The sequence below is a fragment of the Shewanella hafniensis genome, assembly GCF_019655335.1.
Classification (GTDB): Bacteria; Pseudomonadota; Gammaproteobacteria; order Enterobacterales; family Shewanellaceae; genus Shewanella; species Shewanella hafniensis.
Genome location: NZ_BPFD01000019.1, coordinates 20,505 through 42,388 on the forward strand (window position 1 = coordinate 20,505; position 21,884 = coordinate 42,388).

General features: G+C 45.0%; 18 protein-coding genes and 1 other annotated feature. Of the genes, 6 read left to right on the forward strand and 12 right to left on the reverse strand.

Going from position 1 to position 21,884, the window contains the following annotated elements:
• Positions 1-64: 64 nt before the first annotated feature.
• From K5Q99_RS07975 to K5Q99_RS07985, 3 genes are all read left to right on the forward strand, one after another.
• On the forward strand, positions 65-568 hold the full coding sequence (locus tag K5Q99_RS07975; RefSeq protein ID WP_220776545.1) for a DNA polymerase III subunit chi: 504 nt from the start codon (positions 65-67) through the stop codon (positions 566-568).
• A 20-nt stretch (positions 569-588) separates the two neighbouring features.
• Positions 589-3,477: a valine--tRNA ligase gene (locus K5Q99_RS07980; protein WP_220776546.1), complete on the forward strand. Its 2,889-nt coding sequence runs from the start codon at positions 589-591 to the stop codon at positions 3,475-3,477.
• A 338-nt stretch (positions 3,478-3,815) separates the two neighbouring features.
• Positions 3,816-4,265 (forward strand): c-type cytochrome, encoded by a 450-nt coding sequence (locus K5Q99_RS07985; protein WP_106649867.1) that lies wholly within the window; start codon positions 3,816-3,818, stop codon positions 4,263-4,265.
• Between the two features lie 79 nt (positions 4,266-4,344).
• Here K5Q99_RS07985 and K5Q99_RS07990 read toward each other — a convergent pair whose 3' ends face one another.
• A complete protein-coding gene (locus K5Q99_RS07990) occupies positions 4,345-5,037 on the reverse strand; it encodes a cytochrome b/b6 domain-containing protein (protein ID WP_220776547.1) in 693 nt (230 codons plus the stop codon).
• Between the two features lie 299 nt (positions 5,038-5,336).
• On the opposite strand from K5Q99_RS07990, the gene hpf reads away from it, so the two are divergent.
• Together hpf and K5Q99_RS08000 are read left to right on the forward strand one after the other, a co-directional pair.
• Positions 5,337-5,693: a ribosome hibernation-promoting factor, HPF/YfiA family gene (hpf, locus tag K5Q99_RS07995; protein ID WP_006080799.1), complete on the forward strand. Its 357-nt coding sequence runs from the start codon at positions 5,337-5,339 to the stop codon at positions 5,691-5,693.
• A gap of 1,652 nt (positions 5,694-7,345) precedes the next feature.
• Positions 7,346-7,462, forward strand: a sequence feature (Phe leader region).
• A gap of 41 nt (positions 7,463-7,503) precedes the next feature.
• A complete protein-coding gene (locus K5Q99_RS08000; RefSeq protein WP_220776548.1) occupies positions 7,504-9,498 on the forward strand; it encodes a chorismate mutase in 1,995 nt (664 codons plus the stop codon).
• 165 nt (positions 9,499-9,663) lie between these two features.
• Here the strand turns inward: K5Q99_RS08000 and K5Q99_RS08005 are convergent, their stop codons facing one another.
• The 11 genes from K5Q99_RS08005 to ffh all read right to left on the reverse strand — a co-directional run bounded on the left by K5Q99_RS08005 (position 9,664) and on the right by ffh (position 20,763).
• A complete protein-coding gene (locus K5Q99_RS08005) occupies positions 9,664-10,968 on the reverse strand; it encodes a cation:proton antiporter (RefSeq protein WP_220776549.1) in 1,305 nt (434 codons plus the stop codon).
• Between the two features lie 43 nt (positions 10,969-11,011).
• A complete protein-coding gene (locus tag K5Q99_RS08010; RefSeq protein WP_006080796.1) occupies positions 11,012-11,347 on the reverse strand; it encodes a hypothetical protein in 336 nt (111 codons plus the stop codon).
• A gap of 162 nt (positions 11,348-11,509) precedes the next feature.
• Positions 11,510-12,688, reverse strand: coding sequence for an FAD-binding oxidoreductase (locus K5Q99_RS08015; protein ID WP_220776550.1), 1,179 nt, complete (start codon positions 12,686-12,688; stop codon positions 11,510-11,512).
• A 132-nt stretch (positions 12,689-12,820) separates the two neighbouring features.
• A complete protein-coding gene (gene hcp / locus K5Q99_RS08020) occupies positions 12,821-14,485 on the reverse strand; it encodes a hydroxylamine reductase (protein WP_220776551.1) in 1,665 nt (554 codons plus the stop codon).
• Positions 14,486-14,701: 216 nt separating this feature from the next.
• The gene (gene tyrA, locus K5Q99_RS08025; protein WP_220776552.1) at positions 14,702-15,841 is read right to left on the reverse strand and encodes a bifunctional chorismate mutase/prephenate dehydrogenase; all 1,140 of its coding nucleotides are present in this window, start codon (positions 15,839-15,841) and stop codon (positions 14,702-14,704) included.
• Between the two features lie 26 nt (positions 15,842-15,867).
• A complete protein-coding gene (locus tag K5Q99_RS08030; protein WP_220776553.1) occupies positions 15,868-16,959 on the reverse strand; it encodes a 3-deoxy-7-phosphoheptulonate synthase in 1,092 nt (363 codons plus the stop codon).
• 259 nt (positions 16,960-17,218) lie between these two features.
• Positions 17,219-17,572 (reverse strand): 50S ribosomal protein L19, encoded by a 354-nt coding sequence (gene rplS, locus K5Q99_RS08035; protein ID WP_006080791.1) that lies wholly within the window; start codon positions 17,570-17,572, stop codon positions 17,219-17,221.
• Positions 17,573-17,606: 34 nt separating this feature from the next.
• A complete protein-coding gene (gene trmD, locus K5Q99_RS08040; protein ID WP_219253012.1) occupies positions 17,607-18,353 on the reverse strand; it encodes a tRNA (guanosine(37)-N1)-methyltransferase TrmD in 747 nt (248 codons plus the stop codon).
• Positions 18,354-18,368: 15 nt separating this feature from the next.
• Positions 18,369-18,899, reverse strand: a complete 531-nt coding sequence (gene rimM / locus K5Q99_RS08045) for a ribosome maturation factor RimM (RefSeq protein WP_006080789.1) — start codon at positions 18,897-18,899, stop codon at positions 18,369-18,371.
• Between the two features lie 20 nt (positions 18,900-18,919).
• Positions 18,920-19,171, reverse strand: a complete 252-nt coding sequence (gene rpsP / locus K5Q99_RS08050) for a 30S ribosomal protein S16 (RefSeq protein WP_006080788.1) — start codon at positions 19,169-19,171, stop codon at positions 18,920-18,922.
• A 218-nt stretch (positions 19,172-19,389) separates the two neighbouring features.
• Positions 19,390-20,763: a signal recognition particle protein gene (gene ffh, locus K5Q99_RS08055; protein WP_106649860.1), complete on the reverse strand. Its 1,374-nt coding sequence runs from the start codon at positions 20,761-20,763 to the stop codon at positions 19,390-19,392.
• Positions 20,764-21,052: 289 nt separating this feature from the next.
• Between ffh and K5Q99_RS08060 the strand changes: the two genes are divergently transcribed.
• Positions 21,053-21,841 (forward strand): cytochrome C assembly family protein, encoded by a 789-nt coding sequence (locus K5Q99_RS08060; protein ID WP_220592342.1) that lies wholly within the window; start codon positions 21,053-21,055, stop codon positions 21,839-21,841.
• Positions 21,842-21,884 lie beyond the last annotated feature (43 nt).

Here is a 21,884-nt window from a genome sequence, read left to right on the forward strand (position 1 = left end):
GACTTTTAGTGTAAACTGCTGCTTTCGTTCGCCACTAGAACAAGTGAAGCAAGGCATTGAAATTATGACTCAAGTGCTGTTTTATCTCATGCCGCCAGTGGAATCACCTGCCAAGGCCAAGGTTGATTCACCTGTTGTAACCGCGAATGCGAACCCTGCAATTTGCGAGATGCATCTTCTGGCATGCCAACTGGCGCAACAGGCTTTTGTGAAGCAACAATGGGTCTATATCCATTGCCAAGATAAACAGCAAGCCCATGCAATTGATGAACTTTTATGGCAGTTTGAGCCCAGTGCTTTTGTGCCCCATAACCTCAAAGGTGAGGGCCCGATGACGGGATCGCCGGTTGAAATTGGTTTTGATCGCCTCGGCGCCAACAAAAGTCGCCAAGTTCTGATTAATCTTGCAGACCAAGCGCCCCCATTTGCGGTAAACTTTGGCCACATTATCGATTTTGTTGCCAATGACGATCAGCATAAAGCGGTCGCTCGCGAACGTTATCGACAGTATCGCGGCTTAGGGGTTAATTTACAGACCCAAGACTTAGCAACACATCCACTTAATTAGTTTGAGACAGACACGTTCCCATGGAAAAAACATACGATCCGCAGTCCATCGAGCAAACGCTTTACCAAAACTGGGAAGAGCAAGGTTACTTCAAGCCACACGGCGATGAATCCCAAGGCAATTATTGCATCATGATCCCGCCACCAAACGTGACGGGCAGCTTGCACATGGGCCACGCCTTCCAAGACACCATTATGGATACTTTGACCCGTTACCAACGGATGAAAGGCAAAAATACCCTATGGCAAGTCGGTACTGACCATGCGGGTATCGCCACCCAAATGTTGGTTGAGCGTAAGCTTGAAGCCGAAGAAGGCAAAAATCGCCATGACCTAGGTCGCGATGCCTTTATGGATAAAGTGTGGGAATGGAAAGCGCAATCGGGCGGCACTATCACTAAGCAGCTACGTCGTATGGGCGCATCTGTTGATTGGGACCGCGAGCGTTTCACTATGGACGAAGGCTTGTCCAAGGCCGTGCAAGAAGTGTTTGTACGTCTGTACGAAGACGAGTTGATTTATCGCGGTAAGCGTTTGGTCAACTGGGATCCAAAGCTGCACACGGCTATCTCTGATTTAGAAGTGGAAAGCAAAGAAAAACAGGGCCATATGTGGCACCTGCGTTATCCACTGGCCGACGGTGAACTGACGGCCGATGGTAAAGACTATTTAGAAGTCGCTACCACGCGTCCAGAAACCATGCTCGGCGACAGTGCGGTTGCAGTGCATCCCGATGATGAACGCTATCAAGCACTGGTCGGTAAGTTTATTCTGTTGCCGATTGTTAACCGCCGTATTCCTATCGTGGCCGACGATTACGTCGACATGGCCTTTGGTACTGGCTGCGTGAAGATCACCCCGGCCCATGACTTTAACGACTATGAAGTCGGTAAACGTCACAACCTACCCATGTTCAACGTGCTGACCTTAGATGCCGCCATTCGCGTGAGCGCCGAAGTGGTGAACTCTGACGGTACCTTTAACAAAACGCTCGATGGCAGCCTGCCTGAACGCTTTGCCGGACTTGATCGTTTTAAAGCCCGCGATGCTATCGTCGCTGAATTTGACATTTTAGGGCTGCTCGAAAAAATCGCGCCGCACGCCTTGAAAGTCCCTTACGGCGATCGCTCCGGTGTGGTTATCGAGCCAATGCTGACCGACCAATGGTATGTAGCTGTTGCGCCAATGGCGAAAACCGCTATCGAAGCCGTTGAAAATGGCAGCATTAAATTTGTGCCGCAGCAATACGAGAACATGTACTTCTCGTGGATGCGTGACATTCAAGACTGGTGTATTTCGCGTCAATTGTGGTGGGGTCACCGCATCCCAGCTTGGTACGACGAAAACGGTAAAGTCTATGTCGGCCGCAACGAAGCTGAAGTGCGTGCTAAGCACAATATCGCTGACTCAATAACACTGCGCCAAGACGAAGACGTACTGGACACTTGGTTCAGCTCAGCCCTGTGGACCTTCTCGACTTTAGGTTGGCCTGACAATTTAGAAGATTTAAAAACCTTCCACCCAACCGACGTGTTGGTGACAGGTTTTGACATCATCTTCTTCTGGGTTGCCCGTATGATCATGATGACCATGCACTTCATCAAAGATGAAGACGGCAAGCCACAAGTCCCGTTCAAAACCGTCTACGTAACCGGTCTTATCCGCGATGAAGCGGGTAACAAGATGTCAAAATCTAAAGGTAACGTACTCGATCCATTAGACATGATCGACGGTATCGGACTTGAAGATTTAGTTGAAAAACGTACCGGTAATATGATGCAGCCACAACTGGCCGCCAAGATTGAAAAGAGCACTCGCAAAGAGTTTGCTGACGGTATAGAAGCCCACGGCACTGATGCACTGCGCTTTACGCTTGCGGCAATGGCATCAACGGGTCGTGACATCAACTGGGATATGAAGCGCTTAGACGGTTACCGTAGCTTCTGTAACAAGTTGTGGAACGCCTCACGCTACGTGCTGATGAACACAGAAGATCAAGATTGCGGCCCAGGTTCTCCAGAGTACTGTGGTTTAGAGAATGGCGGCGAAATGGAACTATCGTTGGCCGATCGCTGGATTATCGGCTTGTTCAATCAAACCGTTAAGACCTTTGACGATCACATGACTGCCTACCGTTTCGACTTAGCGGCCAATACCCTGTATGAGTTCACTTGGAACCAGTTCTGTGACTGGTACTTAGAATTAACTAAGCCGGTATTGCAAAACGGCACTGAAGCGCAAATGCGTGGCACCCGTCACACCTTAGTGACAGTGCTCGAAGCGATGCAACGCCTGATGCACCCTATGATGCCGTATATCACTGAAACCATTTGGCAGCGCGTTAAACCATTAGCCGGTGTCGCTGGTGATACCATTATGCTGGCGCCGTTCCCAACATTTGATGCCGCTAAAGTCGATAGCGCAGCAATGGCCGATTTAGAGTGGGTTAAGCAAGTGATTGTCGCCGTGCGTAACATTCGCGCCGAGCTGAACATTGCCCCATCTAAGCCATTAAATGCCCTACTACGCGGCGTTAGCGCGCAGGATAAAGCCCGTGTTGAAGCCAACCAAACCTTCTTCACTACCCTTGCCCGCTTAGAAAGCATGACCATTTTAGCCGATGGCGAAACTGCGCCTATGTCGACCACAGGTTTGATTGGCGAAATGGAGCTGCTGATCCCTATGGCAGGCTTAATCGATGTCGCCGCCGAAATGGCCCGTATCGACAAACAGCTTGAAAAGCTCGGCCAAGAGATCGCTCGTATCGAAGGCAAATTGTCGAACCAAGGTTTTGTGGCAAAAGCTCCAGCCGAGGTTATCGACAAAGAGCGCGCCAAGATGACCGATCTCAAGCGTGACATGGACAAGCTCAACGAGCAAAAATCAGAATTCGCTAAGTTAGAAGCTTAAGCTTCTCATTTACTCTGATTCACTTGTTATGATTGGTTCTAACTGAATGAAGGGCAGCCACTAGGCTGCCCTTCTTGTATCTATGTTAAATACAAAAATTAGTCGCTTACTGTTAAGTTCATATAAGCCAGATCTTTCTTAGGCAATGACTGGCTTAACACTAAAACCATCTAGAGTAGCGTTGTTGTTAAACCGACATCAATTTTCATACAAATAACTTGTTACGTTTAGTCATCTTATCCAGACAAAAACTGACAAAAATGCTTCTAGTACATCAAGTTAATTTGTGTACAATAGAAGCGCAATGTCACACTTCGACGCTAATTTGTGAGAATACGATGAAAAAATTACTACTTACTCTCGTTGCCAGTACTCTATTGGCTTCAACTGCACAGGCACACAATTTCGAAGATTCTAAAGATGCGATTGAATACCGCCAATCTGCATTTGGTCTTATTGCTTATAACTTCGGCGATATGGCTGCCATGATGAAAGGCAAAAAACCTTTCGAAGCGGAAACCTTCGCAATGCGTGCAACGAATGTTGCTGCATTATCAAAAATTCCTTTCGAAGGTTTTATTGATGGCTCAGACAAAGGCGACACTGAAGCTTTAGCCAAAGTTTGGCAAGACAGAGCTGATTTCGATGCAAAAATGAAAACTTTCCAAGAGAATGCCGCCATTCTTGCTACTGTTGCTCAAAAAGGTGATCAAGCTGAAATCAAGCAAGCCTTTATGAATACAGGAAAAAGCTGTAAAGGTTGTCACGACGTTTATAAGAAAGACTAGTTCTATTTAGTTTTTCTGTCCCATCAAAAAGCCTGCTTATTAGCAGGCTTTTTGTTACTCAAAAACACTCAACGTAAAACTATAGCACTTGCACTATCGGCCACATTAAATACACAAAGACCACTGCCGCTAATACAGCCAGCAGCACTAAGGCAAGCCACGCTGACTTGAATGTAAGATCATGATTCACACTTGATGACAGTGCCACCTTAGAGACTTTCTTGTAGCCACTGAGCATAGCACCAACTAACTTATCGCCCTTGATGGCATGGATAACCACTGCTAGTACATGAATGGCACTCAGCGCTAGGATAAGGTTAAAGTTCATCTTATGTAGCCAAGTCAAAAATCCACTGGTATCAGAACTGACATAACTATAGAGCGGACCTTCGGTAAAAATATCATCGGTCGCAAAAAGGCCTGTAACTAATTGCAGGCTAATGATCCCAATCAGTGCGACAACCATGTAGCCACCAATAGGATTGTGCCCTAGCACAACGGACATTTCCTTAGTTTTGATTACTTTCAAGTAGTCGAGCACAACCTTAGGGTGATGAACAAAGTGGCTAAACCTTGCCGTATCGCTACCAATGATCCCCCAGAAGATTCTAAATCCGATAAAGATCAGCAAACTATAAGCAAAAATTTGATGCCACTGCATTTCGCCTGCGTCGGCACTCCACCATAAAAGTGCCAACAGACACACCATGCCCCAATGGAAAATTCGCGTGGGTAAATCCCAGACCTTAATCTTAACGTGTTCAATATTCATAAAATGGGCAAACTCAAAGTGAACGAATGAAATAAGTTGAGGTATTTTATCGGGATTTAGGATGAAACTTAAAGTAAATATAAGTAAATAAGGGCAAAGACTGCGGAGTTATCCCATCGAATATGACCCGATTTAGCAGGTAATACAAGGCTTTTTGGCTAGGAATTATTGATATTTGTCTAAGTGATCAAATATCCAACGAACAGTAACTAACCAGCGAAAAAATGTGATCTAGATCTCGTTTTATAGTGCAGACCTTGGTAATCTGAAATCCAAGGAAACAACAGAAGGTTCGAAATATGCTAAAGATTACTAGCAAGCAACTTGAAGTCACATCTCCTATTCGTGAACGTATTGAAAGCCGTTTCGAAAAACTTTCAAGGCATGATGTGCAAATGATAAATCCCCATGTAATCATTACGGAGGAGAAACCTGGTTTCAAAATTGAAGCATCGGTTGGCATCCCAAATGGAGAACTCTTCGCTCAAGCAAAACATGAAAATTTATATACTGCGATTAACGCTATGGGCCAAAAATTAGAGAAGCAGCTCAATCGCATAACACACAAACCGGAAGCACAACGTTCCACATCATTAACACCGACTAATAATATTGTTGAAGTTGACGACGAGTACGAGGAGGAAGATGCGGCATAATTTAAGTTTAGTGAGTGCGAGAAACGCACCACTTTGAGAGCAATAAAGTAGAAATATTTAATCAGATCACAGTTTTTACAAAAGCTTAGTGCAATCATTTTAATGATGAAAAAAACAGTTCGTTTGACTAAATACCTACTACACTTTACAAAGTGACAGCAAGAATCGAAGTGGTGCGAATTTAAATCGTTTCAAATGTTGATTTACTTTAATTTTTGATTTACATATATTGATTAAAAGATATTATTTATAAATAACGTTACTGGATATAACTAAGGAGCACGACCAATCCAACCCATATAGTTTTAAGTACTAAGATTTTAAGCTCAAAGGGTTTTAAGTTCTAAAATTTGTTGTTAATGATTAATTTTACTTATAATTTTCACGTTCAAAAGCTCAATGTTATACCTTCAACTAGGTTCCACTTTCAATAGTAAGTTTGGAAAGGAGGCAACACAAAAGCAAACAATTTGATAATATTGATATTGTTGATATTAGTTACAATCAAGTATGTATGCATTCACTAAAAGTAGTGCTCAATTTTGACCCAATAACAGAATGACCACCAGAAACAGGCGGCATTGCTGAATACCAGAGTTAACATGAGGAGCCGAGAACAGCACAAAAGCACAAAAGTACATTAGAAAAGCCTTTAACTACCCAATTTTTATATCCACAATGGAGGCTCAGTTAAACATAAACAAAAGTCACATTAACAAAAGCTACATTACCAAAAGTGCTTATTTTAAAACGGGTCGGCACCAATGTGTGCTAAACACTGAGACAAATGAGGTAACAACGATCACGTTTTGTTAGATGAAGAGAGTCATATTTACACTGATATATTAGTTAGCGTTTTTAGCGTGTGATTTAATGTAAGTGTTTAATGTAAGTGCAATACGTTGGTTTGATTAAAAGTCATTAGTTTACTTAGTGTTATTTGTATAGTAAAAACTGTAAATTGTATAAATGTTTTTATGTAGTGTGTTAATTTTTACCGTTAGTTGAGTTTTGATATTTTATAGACACCTTAAATAATGTTTGATTATCAACTAAAAAGGAGGGCATCTAGACTTGACGAAAAGTGCAATAACAGTAAATGAGAGTTTGTTATACGCTCCAAGTATTAACACGTTAGATTTTAAAGTAAAAAGTAATAACGTAAGTAGCAAGACCTAAACGCATGACAAGGCCAAGCTGTTTTTACAGCAATATGTACCTAGTGCAACTAATGAGCCGTAAATCGTTTATTTTAAATGTTCGTTTTGTTAGTGTTAGTTTTTAATGTTATAGATCCATGTAAGTGTTAATTGTTAAAATATAAGTGCAAGACATGTCAACGTAAGTTCGCTGGTACTGCAAAACAGCATAGTTCAAATGTTATACGCTATGCCGCATTAAAGTACTTGTTAGTGTTCATTGTAAATGCAAGTCGTTATCTAGTGAGTTGTTAACGTTTTACTGTTACACGTAAATGTAAGATAAACGAGTGTTTTACCTTGTCCCACACTGACCATAAGGAGGATAAACTCGCTTGACCATATATTCATACTCAAACCAGCGCACCCTCGGGTGCGCTTTCTTTTTAGGTCGTTTATGAGAAAGTTTTGATTGACAGCTAAGCCCTAGCCCTTTAGTTTTAAGCCCATGAAAATGATAACAGCAGCTTTTTTTACTTTCTTTTTTACACCCCCACTCTAGGAGGCGGATTTACTGTGTAAAAACGAAAGTAAAAATCCAAAGCCTCCCAACTGGGAGGCTTTTTTGTCTTAAACGATTGATAAAATACATGACGGCAATTGAGGTCAGAATGCATACACCACAGCCTTTAAATCAAACCCGAGAGCAGATCACCAATCTGGATAATGAACTGCTGGCATTACTCGCTGAGCGCCGTCGCTTAAGTCTAGAAGTGGCCCGTAGCAAAGAAGTGGATGTCAGACCCATCAGAGATACTCAAAGGGAGAAAGAACTGCTCGCTAGACTGGTGAAAGAAGGCAGAGAAAAGGGATTAGATGCCCACTATGTTATTTCCCTTTATCAGAGCATCATTGAAGATTCAGTATTGAATCAACAAGCTTACCTTCACGGCCGTGCCAATCCAGAAACACAAAAACAGCAGTATTGTATCGCCTACCTCGGTGCACGAGGCTCTTACTCTTATCTTGCAGCGACCCGTTATTGCCAACGCCGCCAAGTTGAAATGCTGGACCTAGGTTGCCAAAGTTTCGATGAAATAGTGCAAGCCGTTGAGTCTGGGCATGCTGATTATGGTTTCCTGCCGATTGAGAACACTTCCTCGGGTTCAATCAACGAAGTCTACGATGTACTGCAGCACACCAGTTTATCGATCGTTGGTGAAACGACGATTGAAGTCAGCCATTGCCTTCTAGGAAAAGCTGGCAGTAAATTAGCCGACATCAAAACTGTCTATGCCCACCCTCAGCCTATTAGCCAATGCAGCAGATATTTAAGTCAGCACAAAGACTTGAGACTGGAGTACTGCTCAAGCAGCGCCGAAGCGATGGACAAGGTGAATCAAAGCCCAGATAACAGCGCTGCAGCAATTGGTAGCGCCGAAGGTGGTGCTCTTTATCAGCTAGAGTCTATAGAAGCGGGCTTAGCGAATCAGAAGATCAACCAAAGCCGCTTTATCGTTGTTGCCCGCAAAGCCGTTGCCGTGCCAGAGCAGTTACCCGCTAAGACCACGTTGATCATGGCGACGGGCCAAAAAGCTGGTGCTTTAGTAGAAGCTCTGCTGGTTCTGAAGGCGCATCAGTTAAACATGAGCAAATTAGAGTCACGCCCGATTCCAGGAACACCTTGGGAAGAGATGTTCTATTTAGATATCGATGCGAATATCTCCAGTGAATCTATGCAGGCGGGTTTAAAGCAACTTGAGCGGATCACCCGTTTTATCAAAGTATTAGGCTGTTATCCTTGTGAAACAGTCAAGCCCACGCAGCTGAGCAACAGCCAGTTACTGATTGAACCTAGCACCTCTAAGGATCAAGTCATCAGCGAGAATGGAGCAAATACCAGCCCTGTTAGATATAGCAAAGCCTATAAAGAGCAAGCCAGTGAGATCAACTGCGGTGCAATGACAATCGGTGCAGGGCATGTCGGTGCCATAGCGCAAATCACGCTGAATAATGATATTTCACACTTAGCGTTATCGGCTTTCGAGCAGCAAGTGAAACAGCTTAAAGAAGCGGGATTCCAAGCCGTTCTACTCAATGCTGTTAGTCAAATGGCTATGGCGGAAGTAACCCTAGCTAAACTGCGCCAAATCCTGCATCAATATGGTCTAGTGTGCATTATTACCATAGAGCAAGAAGCCGATATGCCATTAGCCGTTCAACACGCCGATATGCTGTTCTTGGCGGGTAAGCAGATGTTTAATCAAACCTTACTGACTCAAGCGGGTACGTTGCCAATACCTTTGATACTTGAACGTAACGATATGGCAAGTTTTGAAGAATTACTCACGGCAACAGAAATTATCTTAAGCCAAGGCAATCAGCAACTTATTCTGTGTGACTCTGGCATTAGAACCTTAAATAACGCCAATCTACCCTCACTCGATTTGGCGAGCCTGATCCAGATTAAAGCCACGAGCCATTTGCCCATTTTGATCAACCCTAGCTATGCCGTTTCGGATGATGCCCTACTGGTTCAAACCCAAGGTATTAAGCAGCTTAAAGTGGATGGATTGATACTCAATTGTCCACTCGATAGCGGTGATAGCAATGAGTCGCTTAACTTAATTAGCGCTGTAGTGCGGGAATTATATCGGGCTAACTAAAGCTTTGATCTTGATTGATTTAATCTTAACTGAAATGTGGTTAGTTCGAAGTGTATTCAGGGATAAATGAGACTTCTTTTATCCCTGATTGACTGAAATAAGCCTGCAAGTCAGCGTGATGACTAGCAGGCTTAATATTGTTTACTATCGCTGCCCAATCATCCTTTATGCATTTTCAGAAGAGCCAACAGCCCTCGATGGTTCGGTAACCGCATTACTCCTGCGGATAAGCCCTGTCATAGTAGAGCCCTGCACTAGAATCGAAAATACGACGACGGCATAGGTCATCACTAACAATAATTCCCTCAGCTCCACACCACCAATAGCATCTATGACAATTCCCTCAGGTAAACTCATCGCCATCGCGAGTGCTAATCCTCCCCTTAAACCACCCCAAATCAGAATCGTCTCTGCATAGGGGTTGTAAGACTTAAACAACCTAAAGCCCAAATAAGGTAATAACACACTCATTGCACGCGCCAACAAGACTATTGGTATAGCCACAAACATAAACCACCATAATGGTGCTTTGAAAGTGACTAACAAAAGCAATAAACCAAGCAATAGGAAGAGTAAGGCATTAAAGAAGGATTCAATCAGCGACCAAAAAGTAAATAGTTTCACTCGCTCGTTACGAGCAAAAAACTTAGGCACGCTGAAATTTCCTATGATGATCCCCGCACTCACCATAGCTAAAGGACCTGAAACACCAAGCACATCCGCCATGACATATCCCGCGGTTGGGATCAGCAGGGTAACCAGCATTAATTGCGTTTCTTCCTCGCAGTAGCGGAAAAAATGATGCAGCAGAAAACCAAGCACGCCACCGTAAATAACCCCACCTACCGCCTCACGAATAAATAACTCAGAGATATGGATAAACGTCAGTGGCTCGGTGGAGAAAGCCAATTGCGATATTGCCACAAAAATCACTAACCCTATGCCATCGTTAAATAAAGATTCTCCTTCTACTTGAATCGCAATATCTTCCGGCGCACCCATTTTCTTTAAAATAGCCAAAACAGCGATAGGATCGGTGGGCGAAATCAAGGCGCCGAACAGTAAGCAGTGGCTGAATTGTAGCGGGAGACCTAGCATAGGCGCGAACCAAAATAACAGCCCACCTATAATAAATGTCGACAATAAGGTGCTTATAAAAGCAAGGATTAGGATCTCCCACTTTTGATGCCTCAGTATTTTTAAGCGGATTTGTAATGCGCCGGCAAAGAGTAAAAAACCGAGCATGCCATTGAGCAGTAAAGCTTGAAAATCGAGTTTCTCTAAGCCAGAGACAAAATACACATAAACGTCCCCACCTAAGGCCTTTCCCCCTAGGAGCAACAACAAACTCATTCCTAGGGCAATAGCAGTAATGGCCACAGTTTCCTGCAGTTTATGGACGCGAGAGGAGATAACCGAAGTCACTAGCGCCAACGCGCAGAGGACACACAGAATTTGGTAGCTGGACATAAGAGCCTCTAAAAATCATCAATTTAGAGACTCTAGCACAAGTTTAGATTTCTAAACCATCCAATAGACTTAACCACCCTTTAATGATCCTGTGGCAAAACCAAATGATCCCAAAAAGATAAATCGAAAGACTGAGCCAAGTTAACGGCACGCAATAGCCGAGCACTAACAAGCCAAGAAAGGCGACATTAGAATGCCGTTGCCAACGCAAATGCGACGCCAATAATGGGTTTCCATGGGATTGACGTTGGGAAACATTAATGAACAAACTTAGCAGCACGGGAAGTAATAATAAGGGAAAGCCCGACATCAAGGCGTACAACAAATGCCCAAGAGAACGGTCTTCAATTTTTGCGGCATAAGTGGTTGTCATTGTCATTGAGAGACTCCAGCCAGACTAATGGACTGGGCGCAAACATCATACGCCCTTGTTATTAACCTTACGTTCTCACTGAGATAAGCGCAACTAAGGATTAGAAATATTTCCATCCATTTAAGAATAAGCCTGATAAGCCCTGTATAACTATCACTAATCAGCGCGCTAGAGTTTTAGTCTCACATCGGACGTTAACGTTGTAGAGCACGCCAGCACAAACCCCGCGTCAATTTCCGCAGGACTCAGCGTCATCACACTCGTTGATGTAGTTTCTCCCTCCAAGACTTGGCATTTACAAGCGCCGCATACGCCCGAACGACAAGCCGCAATAATCGGTAATCCTTCAGACTCGATTCCCTCAAGTAAACTCTGCCCTTGTGTTAGCTTTGTGCTGCGATCCCCAATAGCTAAGTTAAAAATAGGCAAGGTAAAAGCCTCTGCTTGTGGATTATCATGCGTTTCAGTAGGTGAATTTGCTTGCATAAGCTGATGACGTGCGGCTTTCTCCGCGGTGGCAAAACTCTCATGGTGTAACTGACTCATATCAAAATTGAGTTCGGCCAATAACACTTTTACGGCCTGCATATAAGGCTCAGGCCCGCAGAGATAAACTGTTCGCTCAGTAACATCAGGCACTAAGGTTTGCAGCATCTGCGCAGTTAATCGCCCTATATCAAAACTTATCTTTGGAGAGAATAAAAGTGATGCTGCCGCCGACTCCAGCGCATAACTGAGCTTAAACGCATTAAAGCGGTTCGCCATCGTCTCCAATGACGATTTAAAAATGATATCAGCGTCTGAACGCGCACTGTGCACAAATGCAATATCGGCATCAATTTGAGTGTCAGTTAGATAACGCGACATCGAATACATGGGCGTAATGCCGCAACCGGCACTCAAAAACAAGTATTTCTGCGCAGGGATATCAACTAAGTTAAATTGCCCCATAGGTGGCAGCACTCGCACACGCTGGCCTGGCTGCAAGTGATCAATTAGATAATTGGACACCAGTCCACCCGCCACACGCTTAATCGTCACCATCAAGGAATAGGGTCTCGATGGTGATGAGGACAAGGTATAACTGCGGCACACTTGCTCGCCGTTAATCTCGAGCACAAAGGTCATAAACTGGCCGGGTTTATAGTCAAACTTCATCGGCTCGCCCGCTTGAAAACGAAAACTCACCACATCGACGGTTTCATTCCAGCGCTCAATGCACACCAGTTCGCTAAGCGCTGGTCCGGTTTGCGCAGGCTCGGCGTGCATCAATGGACTAACACTCTCAGGTTTATGGGGCAAAGCTGATATTGCCCCTGCCATCATACTCAAATTTATCGCATTCATTACATTTTTACCTGCAACACACTGCGGTTTTCACCCTCGGCAAAATCGAAATTAAAACCGCAGTTAAGCAACCACTCATTGCTGATTTAAGCCACAATATTCAGCGGACTTCAGCAATGAGCACCGACTGATTTACGCCACGTTCAACATGGTCTTTAAATCGGCCTCAACTGTGGTGGTATTGCGTAAGCCAAACTTCTCCTCCAAAATTTTGGCGAGATTGGCGGTTAAAAATGCAGGTGGTGTCGGGCCTGTGCGAATGTTTTTCACACCGAGTGACAACAGTGTCAGTAACACCACAATGGCTTTTTGTTCGAACCAAGAGAGCACTAAACTCAATGGTAATTCATTGATATCACATTCGAATACTTCAGCTAACGCAATCGCTAACTGAATCGCAGAATAGGCATCGTTACACTGGCCCACATCGAGCAAGCGTGGGATACCGTTAATATCACCAAATTCGAGCTTATTGAATTTGTACTTACCGCAGCCTAATGTCAAAATTAATGAATCCTTAGGCGTCGATTTCGCAAGTTCCGTAAAATAGCTTCTGTCGGCCTTGTCACCATCGCAGCCGCCGACGAGGAAGAAATGCTTAATCGCACCACTTTTTACATTTTCAACCACAGCAGGCGCTGCCGCCATCAAGGCATTATGGGCAAAACCAATGGTGATAGTGTGGGGGATTTCATCGTAGATAAAACCCTCTAATGCCAACGCTTTATCAATCACAGCCGAGAAATCATCGCCTTCGATATGCACCACACCAGGCCAACCCACTATGCTACGAGTAAAGATACGATCGCTATAACTGCCAACATTGGGGTCGATAATACAATTGGACGTCATCACCACAGCGCCAGGGAAATTGGCAAATTCTTGCTGTTGATTCTGCCAAGCACTGCCGTAATTACCGACAAGGTGCGGGTATTTTTTAAAGGCAGGATACGCCAGTGCGGGCAACATTTCGCCGTGGGTAAACACATTGATGCCCTTACCGACTGTCTGCTCAAGGATAAGCTCTAAATCCTTCATATCATGACCAGAGACTAAAATTGCCTTGCCCTTAACGGACTTAGTATTCACCACCGTTGGCTCTGGATGACCAAAGGCCTGAGTTTCACCCGCATCCAGCATGGCCATTATGCGGTAGTTCAACTGACCAATATCCATCGCAGTGGTAAATAGTTTATCGCCATCGACACTCGGCTCACCTAAGAAAGACATGATTTCATGGAAGCGCCCAGCAACATCGGCATCAGTCTGTCCCAACACGCGAGCATGTTCCATATAAGCAGCCGCGCCCTTAAGGCCATATAAACACAATAGTCTTAACCCCATGATGTCTTCATGAACGTCATGCTTATCTTTATTCAGCAGTGCAATTGGTGCCTGCGCTAGCATTTCAATCTTACTGGTCCCCAGCACTAACTGTGCGACTTGCGGCACTTGCTCAACGGCAATACCCGCTTGTTCACAAGCCGCTTCGTAAGAAGCTTTTAACTGAGCACGATAATGAGCCGCCTGCTGGGTATAGGCCATAATGCGCTCGTCATCGAAATTTACGTTGGTGAGGGTCGCGAAAAAGGCTTTAGGCACAAAACTATCAATTTCAGCATCGATAATGCCCAGCTCGCGGGCTTTAACCGCATACACAGACACGCCTTGCAGCATATAAATCAACAAATCTTGCAGATCAGACGTTGCCGCCAACTTGCCGCACATACCTTGGGAATAACTACAACCATTGCCAGCGGGTGTACGAATGGTTTGCTCACACTGAATACAGAACATGGATAGGCTCCTAATTTAAATTCATGCTTTATTTTTGCATGTTTAAAACTAGTCTACCTAAACACACCATAAGCGACAGTCATTTTTAGAATGAGATGCTAAATGTTAGAGAAAGATCACTTTAAGTGATCGCTAATATAAGCAATCAAACCTGCCAAAATTTCATAAAAAAACGCCCATCAATGATGGGCGTTTTAAAGAATAACTTGTTATTTATTAATTGGTTTTCATATCATTTACCGATTGCAGCATAATACGACTTTCACGCTGAAATTGGGGAGCAAAATCCCCAAACCATTTAGCGACGGTTTGGAACTGCTTAATAAACTCGTCCCTGTCACCGCGTTTTAGCAGCTCCAACGCTTCACGGTAGTTATCTAAGTAATCGCCGATTGCATGTTGGCTATCTTGCTGGGCAAAAATAATATCGGCGTAAAGCTCTGGGCTTTGAGCGAATAATCGCCCTACCATAGCCAATTCTAAGCGGTAAATAGGCGAGCTAAATTGCAGTAAAGTATCAATATCTGCCTCTTCCTTGCACAGATTCAAACCATACACAAAGGTCGAAAAGTGACGCATTGCCTGCACTAACTGCATCGCACTGTCGTGACGTTCAGGCTCTGCTTCGACAATCCGCGCGCCCCATATTGTGATCTGCTCGAGTAACCATTGGTATTTATCAGGCTCACGTCCGTGGCACACCACCACGACTTGCTTCGCCAGACTGCCCACATCGGGACCAAACATAGGATGAAAACCTACAACCGGACCAGAATGCGCCTCAAGCATAGCGTTAACCGGCTCAGTCTTAATGGAGGTCAAATCTGCCAGAATGCAGTCTGCCGGTAATTGGCTCAGCTTTTCACGAATAAGCTCGCAAGTAATCGCAATCGGCACAGTCACTAACACCATTCCCGCATTGGAAAATAGGCTATCTGCTTGCTGCCAATCGTCTTTATCAAGCAACTCCACTTGGTAGCCTGATAGGGTCAGCATTTGTGAAAACAGTCCACCGAGTTGCCCTTTACCGCCGACAATCACCACAGTTCCTAAATCTTTTTTAACCTGCTTAAAGCCAACATCTTTTTCATTGAGATAAGACTCACGCATCAAGCGGCGTAAAATATCCTCAATTAATTGCGGCGCAATCCCCATGTTTTTCGCTTCTTCGCGGCGTTTAGCGAGCATGGCGGCTTCACGCTGCGGTGCATAAATCGGTAAACCGGCGCCGTGTTTCACTGTGCCCACTTGCGCTACGAGATCCAAGCGCTTACGCAGTAAATGCAATAATTGCTGATCGACACCATCAATCAGGCCGCGAAGATGTTCTAATTCGGCCGTTGTTTTTTCATTCATACTTGAGTCCATTAAGCTGTAGCAATTTACGCATTAGCTACTTTAAGCATATCGAAACGCGTTGGAAGTATTGAAGATAACTTCGCCGCGCCGTCACGTAAAATGGTTTCTGTTTTTTCCCAGTTAATACAGGAATCTGTCACAGATACACCATAAGCTAGCTCGCTTAATGGCTTATCACAGCTTTGATTGCCTTCATTTAAATGGCTTTCTAGCATAACGCCGATGATCGATTTATTGCCGTTATAAATCTGCTCGAACACATCTTCACACACAGGCTTTTGGCGGCTGTAGTCTTTGGATGAATTGCCATGACTGCAATCGATGATCAAACGTGCATTGAGTTTAGCTTTGTGAAGTTGTGCCTCACATTCTGCCACGCTTGCGGCATCGTAGTTGGGTGTTGCGCCGCCGCGTAAAATAACATGACCATCAGGGTTACCCGCGGTTTGCAATAACGCCACTTGGCCCTGTTGGTTTATGCCCATAAATCTGTGACTGCTGGCTGCCGATTTTAGCGCATTAATTGCCACATCGAGCTTACCATCGGTGCCATTTTTAAAGCCGACGGGCATAGATAAACCCGACGCCATTTCCCTGTGGGTTTGCGACTCAGTCGTGCGAGCACCAATGGCCGACCAGGTCACTAATTCCGAGATGTACTGTGGGCTGATAGGATCAAGCGCTTCAGTGGCGACTGGTAGCCCTAATTCGGCCAACCAAATCATCAGCTCACGGGCCATTTTCAGGCCTTTTTCGACATCGAAGGATTCATCCATATCGGGATCGTTGATCATACCTTTCCAACCAACTGTGGTACGCGGCTTTTCGAAGTAGACTCGCATTAAGATGTAAAACTCATCACTGAGTTCATCGTGCAACTTTTTAAGCCTTAAGGCATATTCCTTAGCCGCGGTGATATCGTGGATAGAGCAAGGGCCAGTGACGATCAATACTCGATTGTCGCGCTTGTGGACGATATCAGCCACGGTTTTGCGAGCATTAAGAATATAACGATAAGCATGCTCAGAGAGTGGCAAGGCATTTTTAAGCTCTTGCGGCGTGATTAAAACTTTCTCTGAACTAATGTGTACGTTGTTAATCGTATCTTGTTGCATGCTTACCACCTAAGACTTAGTGTTTAACCCAGTTGTCGAAGCAGGACTTCAAGTCAGCTTGGGCATTCATTTCGGATAAAAATAGCGTAAATCCATCGCAATGTACTTTTGTAATGCTACGCCATTACAACCAGGCGACCACTATGCCTGTTCATTTCCATTAGATCAAGTATAAATACTCAAAAAACAGCAACAAAAAACCGCCACTAGGGCGGTTTTCTGTGCGAACACTACGTCTTTTTTTCTGTAGCGGTAACTATTACTTAGTTGCCAGCTTCTCACGGATACGTGCAGATTTACCTGAACGATCACGCAGATAGTACAGTTTGGCGCGACGAACGCGGCCACGACGCTTAACTTCAATGCTAGCGATCAGTGGGCTGTGCGTTTGGAAAGCACGCTCAACACCTTCGCCATTAGAGATTTTACGTACTGTGAATGCAGAGTGCAGACCACGGTTACGCTTAGCAATTACAACGCCTTCAAAAGCCTGTAAACGCTCTTTATCGCCTTCTTTAACACGAACCTGAACGACTACTGTATCACCAGCACCAAACGCAGGTACGTCTTGTTTCATTTGCTCATCGTTGAGCATTTTAATGATGTTGTTCATAACTTACTCCGTTCTAGAATTAACTGAGCTACGACTAAGCATGCTTGTTCATTGCTTCAACGAACTGCGCTAATAGAGTCGTTTGTTCGTCAGTCAGAGCTAGATTTTGCAATAATTCTGGCCGTCTCAGTAAAGTCCTACCAAGGCTTTGCTGTAAACGCCAGAGTCTAATTTGTTCGTGGTTGCCACTTAGCAGCACTGCCGGTACGTCAAGACCATCTAGGCTTTCAGGGCGAGTGTAATGTGGACAATCCAGTAAACCGTCGGAGAAAGAATCTTGCTCCGCCGAAGCTTGTTTTCCTAGCACGCCAGGAACCAATCTCGATACTGAATCTATCAGAGTCATCGCCGGTAATTCGCCGCCCGAAAGCACGTAATCCCCTATCGACCACTCTTCATCCACTTCCGTTTGAATGATGCGTTCATCAATACCTTCGTATCGACCACAGACCAAAATCAAACGTGATGATTGAGCCAACTCAGTGACGCCTTGCTGATCCAGCTTGCGTCCTTGAGGTGACAAGTAAATCACCTTCGCACCTTCACCCGCTGCAGCTTTCGCTGCATGGATGGCATCACGCAAGGGTTGCACCATCATCAACATTCCGGGACCACCGCCGTAAGGCCTGTCATCTACCGTATTGTGTCTATCATGGGTGAAATCACGGGGATTCCACATGTGCAACTCGAGCAGGCCGTTTTTCACGGCTCGACCCGTAACTCCAAAGTCTGTCACGGCACGGAACATCTCTGGGAACAGGGTTATTACCCCTAACCACATCTGTTGTACCTCGACTTAGAAGTCAGGATCCCAATCCACTAAAATCTGTTTACCTTGCAGGTCCACCGTTTTGATGAACTGCTCAGGGACAAAGGGGATCATACGTTCCACTTTGCCGAAACTATCTTTAGCGTTGGCTTTAACGAGTAATACGTCGTTCGATCCTGTTTCCACGATCTGATCGACAATCCCCATGTTATAGCCAGTTGTGTTGACCACTTCGCAACCTATGAGATCACGCCAGTAGAATTCATCTGCTGGCAAATCGTTCATCTGTTCCGGCAAAATCGCAATCTCACAATTTGTGAGCATTTGCGCTTGCTCCCGTGTTTCTACGCCATCAAGTAAGGCAACAACGGCCTTACCTTGATAACGCCACTGGGTGACCTTTATTTCGCGCCATTCACCATTTTCTTTAATAAGCCAAGGTGAATAGTCAAAGATACCTTCAACAGAATCGGTATAGGCGGTGATTTTCAGCCAACCTTTAATGCCATGACAGGAGCCTAATTTCCCCAGTACGACTGGCTGTTGGTTACTGCTCATCAATCTATACCTTAACGCTATTAAGCTGTTGCTTTACGAGCGTCTTTGATCAGTTTTGCTACACGTTCTGTAGCAGCTGCACCGTTAGAAACCCAGTGCTCAACGCGAGCTAGGTCTAAACGTAAAGTTTCTTCTTGGCCACGGGCCAATGGGTTGAAGAAACCTACACGCTCAATGAAACGACCGTCACGAGCGTTACGGCTATCAGCAACAACGATGTTGTAAAATGGACGCTTTTTTGCGCCGCCACGAGCTAAACGAATGGTAACCATGCGTTTTCAATCCTCTAATGATTTGCTTTGAAGCAAAAATAAAAACTGGAACCCCGTGTTCGCGAAGAGTCCCAGATAGAAAGCCGGAAGATTTTACCTGAGTTTCCAACTAATGCAACCAAAGATGGCGATTATTACGCCTGCATCCTTAGTTAGCAGTTCATTGTTGCCAGAGTCAACCGACTGATAAAGTGCTAAGTTTAACTAAAAATGTCCGATTAACGACCTGGAAATTTCATTCCAGGCGGCATCATGCCACGCATTCCGCGCATCATTTTTTGCATGCCGCCCTTAGCGGACATTTTTTTCATCATCTTTTGCATTTGCGTAAACTGTTTCAATAAACGGTTTACGTCTTGAATTTGCGTGCCAGAACCCGCAGCAATACGACGCTTGCGTGAGCCCTTGATTAAATCAGGGTTCTTACGCTCTTTTGACGTCATCGAATTAATGATGGCTTCCATTTGGCCTGTCATCTTGCCGTCTTGGATTTGCGCTAGGGCTTCTGGGGGCAATTGGCCGACACCGGGCAGTTTTTCTAGCATGTTCATCATGCCGCCCATGTTTTTCATTTGCTGTAACTGCTCACGGAAATCTTCTAAATCGAAACTGCCACCCTGCTTCACTTTCGAAGCCAGCTTCATGGCCTTTTCTTTATCGACGCCGCGCTCAACTTCTTCGATAAGCGATAACACATCGCCCATGCCCAAAATACGCGAGGCAATACGGTCCGGATGGAAAGGCTCTAACGCGTCGGTCTTTTCACCGACACCGAGGAATTTAATCGGCTTACCCGTAATGTGGCGAATCGATAACGCTGCACCACCGCGAGCATCACCGTCGACCTTAGTTAAAATCACACCGGTGAGCGGCAGCGCTTCGTTAAAGGCTTTGGCTGTGTTCGCCGCGTCTTGACCTGTCATAGCATCAACAACGAACAAGGTCTCGATAGGCTTAACCGCAGCGTGTAAGCTTTTAATCTCATCCATCATGGCTTCGTCGACGTGCAGACGACCCGCGGTATCGAGAATAACCACATCGATGAACTTTAATTTAGCGTGGGCAATCGCCGCTTTCGCAATGTCGATTGGCTTTTGGCTAACGTCCGATGGGAAAAACTCCACCGCAACTTCTTGCGCTAACGTCTCAAGCTGTTTAATCGCCGCGGGACGATAAACGTCAGCACTGACGACTAATACCGATTTTTTATGGCGTTCGCGTAAAAATTTACCCAGTTTGGCCACACTGGTGGTTTTACCCGCACCTTGCAGACCCGCCATCATAATCACAGCTGGCGGCTGAGTGGCTAAATCTAGGGCTTCATTCGCCTCACCCATGGATTTTTCAAGTTCACTTTGAACTATCTTAATAAAGGCTTGACCTGGGCTTAAGCTTTTAGAGACTTCTTGGCCAACGGCACGTTCTTTTACATTATTAACGAATTCGCGCACCACAGGCAGGGCAACATCGGCCTCCAGCAGTGCCATACGCACTTCGCGCAGGGTTTCCTTAACGTTTTCTTCAGTTAAGCGACCACGGCCACTGATATTTTTCAGTGTGCGTGACAGTCTGTCGGTTAGGTTCTCAAACATCGTCCTGTTCTATACCTTTAAGAATCTCGATTGATGGGCTGTATTATAACGATGCATGCGCATTATGCTACTGCTGCACCCATCTTGATTGTGGTTAAGTGTTTTACTTGCGCTGAGTCATGTTTTATTGTCGTTAACACACTATTTAACCCTAACAATAAGAATCTGCTAAATTTTGCAACTCATGTCACTGCCCATTTGCCGACGGCTCATGTTATTCTAGGGAAAATATTGATCTGTATGCCCCGTTTATAAGGCACCTTTAACTACACAAATAGGTTAATTACCCATGGTCATCTTTTCTGCCTCAGCCATGTTTTTTTATTGCATTGCATTGGTACTAGTGACGAGTCGATTGTTCCACCCCGACGGTCCGAATCGCCGCGCCGTCGCAGGTATAGCAGCTATTGCGGTCATTCTGCATGCTGCAGCATTATCCCAAGTGATTTTCACCACCGATGGGCAAAACTTTAGCCTGACGAACGTGATTTCCTTAGTAAACTGGATTATCGCTTTCACTTTTACAATATTAATGTTCAGGCTGAAGGTGATTGTTGTAGTGCCCGTGGTTTACGCCTGTTCTGTGCTATCGGTCGCCCTGCTCTGGTTATTGCCGCCTAAGTTCATCACGCATTTTGAGCTTTATCCTGAAGTTTTAGCCCATGTCGTCTTGTCACTCATGGCCTACAGTGCCCTGATGATTGCCGCCCTGTATGCGATACAGCTGGCGATGATCCAGAATAAGCTGAAGAAAAAACAATTTATGCTAAGCCCTGGCATTCCGCCGCTGATGACAGTTGAGAAACAACTTTATCATTTAGTGATTATCGGCGTTATCTTACTCAGTTTGTCACTCGCAACCGGCTTTATCTTCCTTGAAGACATGTTTGCAGACGGCAAAGGTCATAAGGCCATTCTGTCGATAATGGCTTGGTTTGTATACATTACAATGTTGTGGCAACAGTATTGGGTCGGCTGTAAAATTCGTACCGCGGTCATTTATACTCTGACTGGCGCCACCTTACTTTCGCTCGCTTATTTTGGCGCGCGCATCGTCAAAGAGTTAATCCTCAACTAAACATTTAGTCGGCAAAGGCAGTTAATGCCGCTGCCGACTTGAC

Excerpts from the sequence above, each read along its gene's own strand:
- K5Q99_RS07975 (WP_220776545.1), top strand. The coding sequence starts at position 65 with ATGACTCAAGTGCTGTTTTATCTCATGCCGCCAGTGGAATCACCTGCC.
- K5Q99_RS07980 (WP_220776546.1), top strand. The coding sequence starts at position 589 with ATGGAAAAAACATACGATCCGCAGTCCATCGAGCAAACGCTTTACCAA.
- K5Q99_RS07985 (WP_106649867.1), top strand. The coding sequence starts at position 3,816 with ATGAAAAAATTACTACTTACTCTCGTTGCCAGTACTCTATTGGCTTCA.
- K5Q99_RS07990 (WP_220776547.1), bottom strand. The coding sequence starts at position 5,037 with ATGAATATTGAACACGTTAAGATTAAGGTCTGGGATTTACCCACGCGA.
- hpf (WP_006080799.1), top strand. The coding sequence starts at position 5,337 with ATGCTAAAGATTACTAGCAAGCAACTTGAAGTCACATCTCCTATTCGT.
- K5Q99_RS08000 (WP_220776548.1), top strand. The coding sequence starts at position 7,504 with ATGCATACACCACAGCCTTTAAATCAAACCCGAGAGCAGATCACCAAT.
- K5Q99_RS08005 (WP_220776549.1), bottom strand. The coding sequence starts at position 10,968 with ATGTCCAGCTACCAAATTCTGTGTGTCCTCTGCGCGTTGGCGCTAGTG.
- K5Q99_RS08010 (WP_006080796.1), bottom strand. The coding sequence starts at position 11,347 with ATGACAATGACAACCACTTATGCCGCAAAAATTGAAGACCGTTCTCTT.
- K5Q99_RS08015 (WP_220776550.1), bottom strand. The coding sequence starts at position 12,688 with ATGAATGCGATAAATTTGAGTATGATGGCAGGGGCAATATCAGCTTTG.
- hcp (WP_220776551.1), bottom strand. The coding sequence starts at position 14,485 with ATGTTCTGTATTCAGTGTGAGCAAACCATTCGTACACCCGCTGGCAAT.
- tyrA (WP_220776552.1), bottom strand. The coding sequence starts at position 15,841 with ATGAATGAAAAAACAACGGCCGAATTAGAACATCTTCGCGGCCTGATT.
- K5Q99_RS08030 (WP_220776553.1), bottom strand. The coding sequence starts at position 16,959 with ATGCAACAAGATACGATTAACAACGTACACATTAGTTCAGAGAAAGTT.
- rplS (WP_006080791.1), bottom strand. The coding sequence starts at position 17,572 with ATGAACAACATCATTAAAATGCTCAACGATGAGCAAATGAAACAAGAC.
- trmD (WP_219253012.1), bottom strand. The coding sequence starts at position 18,353 with ATGTGGTTAGGGGTAATAACCCTGTTCCCAGAGATGTTCCGTGCCGTG.
- rimM (WP_006080789.1), bottom strand. The coding sequence starts at position 18,899 with ATGAGCAGTAACCAACAGCCAGTCGTACTGGGGAAATTAGGCTCCTGT.
- rpsP (WP_006080788.1), bottom strand. The coding sequence starts at position 19,171 with ATGGTTACCATTCGTTTAGCTCGTGGCGGCGCAAAAAAGCGTCCATTT.
- ffh (WP_106649860.1), bottom strand. The coding sequence starts at position 20,763 with ATGTTTGAGAACCTAACCGACAGACTGTCACGCACACTGAAAAATATC.
- K5Q99_RS08060 (WP_220592342.1), top strand. The coding sequence starts at position 21,053 with ATGGTCATCTTTTCTGCCTCAGCCATGTTTTTTTATTGCATTGCATTG.